This is a genomic window from Humidesulfovibrio sp., assembly GCF_035560995.1.
In the GTDB taxonomy this organism is placed as follows: Bacteria; Desulfobacterota; Desulfovibrionia; order Desulfovibrionales; family Desulfovibrionaceae; genus Humidesulfovibrio.
Genome location: NZ_DATMYK010000055.1, coordinates 1 through 2,872, shown reverse-complemented (window position 1 = coordinate 2,872; position 2,872 = coordinate 1). Strand labels below are relative to the sequence as shown.

3 protein-coding genes are annotated in these 2,872 nt (G+C 69.5%); all 3 read right to left on the bottom strand.

Going from position 1 to position 2,872, the window contains the following annotated elements; translation table 11 throughout:
* On the bottom strand, positions 1-996 hold a 996-nt coding region (gene moaA, locus VN419_RS02120), incomplete at its 3' end, for a GTP 3',8-cyclase MoaA (protein ID WP_325643945.1).
* A complete protein-coding gene (gene purE, locus VN419_RS02115) occupies positions 997-1,524 on the bottom strand; it encodes a 5-(carboxyamino)imidazole ribonucleotide mutase (RefSeq protein WP_325643943.1) in 528 nt (175 codons plus the stop codon). It lies immediately after the preceding gene.
* Positions 1,525-1,540: 16 nt separating this feature from the next.
* Positions 1,541-2,830, bottom strand: a complete 1,290-nt coding sequence (gene purD / locus VN419_RS02110; protein ID WP_325643947.1) for a phosphoribosylamine--glycine ligase — start codon at positions 2,828-2,830, stop codon at positions 1,541-1,543.
* Between the last annotated feature and the right edge of the window lie 42 nt (positions 2,831-2,872).

Sequence of the window (2,872 nt, the reverse complement as noted above, 5' to 3'; positions counted from 1 at the left end):
CGACATGGACGTGGCGGAAACGCCTTCCCCTGTGCGGCGCGCGGCGAGCAGATCCGCGCCCACGGGCTTCTTGCGCAGGGCCAGCCGCACGATGCGCTCCACCGCAGGCAGGCCCAGCTTGGGGTGGCGCAAGGCCGGGCGCAGGCGGTACACGCGGTCGCTGAACAGACAGGTGCGCAGCACGCCGCCGCTTGTTATGCGCAGGCGGTTGCAACTGCCGCAGAAATGGTTGGACAAGGGCGTGATGAGCCCGAGCCGGCCCTTGCCGCCCTCGATGGCGTACATCTGGGCCGGGCCCGCGTCCTCGGCATCACGCGCAAGGGGGGAAAGCTTCACCAGCACCTGGGCTTCCTCAAGGATCTCCGAGGCGCGCCAGACCTGCTCCGCATGCCACTCGGCCCCGCCCATGGGCATGTACTCGATGAAGCGGATATCCACGGGCAGCTCGCGCGCCAGGGCCAAAAAGCCGGGCAGCTCGTGGTCGTTCACCCCGCGCATGGCCACGGCGTTTATCTTCACGCGGATGCCCGCCTCGATGCAGGCGTCGATGGCGCGGCGCACCTGGGGGTACAGGTCCTGCCCGGTGACGCGGGTAAAGGTGGCCGCGTCCAGGGTGTCGAGGGAGATGTTCACGCGGTCCACCCCGGCGGCGGCCAGCCGCGCGGCGTAGGGAGCCACCAGGGTGCCGTTGGTGGTGAGCCTCAGGCTCACGTCGGGGAAGCGTTCCCGCGCGCGCTCCAGAAACTCCATGAAGTCCTTGCGGGCAAAGGGCTCGCCCCCGGTGAGGCGCACCTTGCCGATGCCCAGGCCCCGCGCCAGACCCATGAGGTCGAGCAGTTCCTCGTAGCGCAGCACGTCGTGGTGCGTCAGGCGCTGGCTCATCTGACCGTCGCAGTACAGACAGCGCAGGTTGCAGCGGTCCGTCACCGAGAGGCGCAGATAGCTGATTGAGCGGCCCTTGTCGTCCGCCAGCCGGAGGGTCGGCGCGTCGGTCACTTACTTTTTGTCCTTCTTGTTCGCGCGGCGCTGGGCGTCGGCTTCCTCCACCTGGGCCGCGGCCTTCTCCACCGCCGCCTCGAACCCGGCGCGCTCGTCCTTCAGGCGCATGGCGAGCTCGGGGTCGGCAAGGGCCAGGATCTGCGCGGCCAGCCAGGCGGCGTTTTTGGCTCCGGCCTTGTCCAGGGCCAGGGTGCCCACGGGGAAGCCCGGCGGCATCTGCACCGTGGCGAGCAGCGCATCCATGCCGCCCAGGGGCGAGGCCGCCAGGGGCACGCCCAGCACGGGCTTGGTGGTGCGCGCGGCCACGGCTCCGGCCAGGTGGGCGGCCATGCCAGCGGCGCAGATGAACACCTGGCAGCCCTGGGCCTCAAGCTCGGCCACAAGGCGCTCGGTGCGCTGCGGCGTGCGGTGGGCGGAGGTCACGGTGAACTCGTAGGGGATGCCGAGCTTGGCGAGCAGCTCGGCGCAGGGCTTCATCAGGTCTTCGTCAGACGCGCTGCCCATGAAAACGGCTACCTTGGTCATGAAGTCCTCCTTGCGGCTAGCTGCGGCCGGCTTGGCTGCGGATGATGCCTTTGTCGCCGATGTCGCGGCGGAAGAAACAACCCTCAAAGCCGACCTTGGCCACGGCTTCGTAGGCCAGCTTCTTGGCTTCGGCCAGCGTGGCCCCCAGGGCGGTGACGCCGAGCACCCGGCCGCCGCTGCTGACCGTCTTGCCGCCGTCCACCTTGGTGCCCGCCTGGAAAACCTTCACGCCCGGCAGGGCGTCGGCCTCGGCCAGGCCGGTGATCTCCATGCCCTTGGGATAGCCGCCGGGGTAGCCCGGCGCGGCGATGACCACGCAGAGCGCGGTTTCCTGCCGCAGGCGCAGCATGCCCGGATCAAGCTCGCCGCGCGCGCAGGCCAGCATGATGCCCAGAAGGTCGGCGTCCAGGCGCATCAAAAGCGGCTGACACTCGGGGTCGCCGAAGCGCACGTTGTACTCCAGCACCATGGGGCCGGAAGGCGTGAACATGAGCCCGGCGTACAGCACGCCCTTGAAGGGGTGGCCCAGCTCGGCCAGGCGCTTCAAAATGGGGCGGATGCACAGTTCGGCGGTCTCGGCGTATTTTTCCTGGGGCAGCACCGGGGCCGGGCTGTACGCGCCCATGCCGCCGGTGTTCGGGCCGGTGTCGCCCTCGCCCACGGCCTTGTGGTCCTGGGCCGAGGGCAGGAGCGCGAAATGCTCGCCGTCGCAGAAGGCCAGGAAGCTGGCCTCCTCGCCCTGAAGCGCGTCCTCCACCACCACGGTGGTCCCGGCCGCGCCGAAGCTCTTCTTGACCATCATGTCGTCGAGGGCCTCCAGGGCTTCCTCGACGGTCTTGGCCACCACCACGCCCTTGCCTGCGGCCAGGCCGTCGGCCTTGACCACCAGCGGCGCGCCGTGGGCTTTGACATAGGCCTTCGCGGCCTCAACGTCGGTAAAGACCCCGAAGGCCGCCGTGGGCACGCCGGCCTCGCGCATGATGTTCTTGGCAAAGGCCTTGCTGCCCTCGAGCTGCGCGGCAAAGGCGTCGGGCCCGAAGCAGGGGATGCCCTCCTTCGCGCAGGCGTCGGCCATGCCGAGCACCAGCGGGGCCTCCGGCCCGACGACCACCAGGCCGACCCCTTCGGCCTTCGCCAGGGCCATGAGTCCCTGGATGTCGTCGTCCTTCACGGACACGTTCCGGGCCACCTCTGCGGTGCCCCCGTTGCCGGGCGCGGCGATGACCGCCTCAACCCCGGGATTCTGCGAAAGCTTCCAGCACAGGGCGTGTTCCCTGCCGCCGGAGCCGATGACGAGCACTTTCATGCATACGCTCCACTCTGCGGTTTTCGTGCCCTTGGGATAGAG